The sequence below is a fragment of the Staphylococcus pasteuri genome (assembly GCF_030547725.1).
Classification (GTDB): Bacteria; Bacillota; Bacilli; order Staphylococcales; family Staphylococcaceae; genus Staphylococcus; species Staphylococcus pasteuri.
In genome coordinates, this window is record NZ_JAUOQO010000780.1 from 1 (window position 1) to 244 (window position 244).

The following is a 244-nucleotide window of genomic DNA, read 5'->3' on the forward strand; positions in this document are numbered from 1 at the left end:
GAGTAGCCCAATTGTTCGGCTTGCAGAAAAATTGTGGGGATGCCTGCGTTGATCATGGTGGCTTGCAAATTGCCCAATTCGGGCACTTCCAGGTGATCAACTAAGTTACCCGTAGGAAACAAGGCGCCGTCGCTATCTGCTGGGTCAACAAATTCTATTTGTACTTCGGCGGCGGGAAAGGTCACGCCATCTAATTCAAAATCACCACATTCTTGTACTTCCCCATCATTAATCGGCACATGGG

The 244-nt window shown here is 48.8% G+C and carries 1 protein-coding gene; it reads right to left on the reverse strand.

Annotated elements, in window-relative coordinates; translation table 11 throughout:
- The coding region (locus Q4528_RS15480; protein WP_303522602.1) for a PrpF domain-containing protein at positions 1-244 on the reverse strand (244 nt) is incomplete at both ends.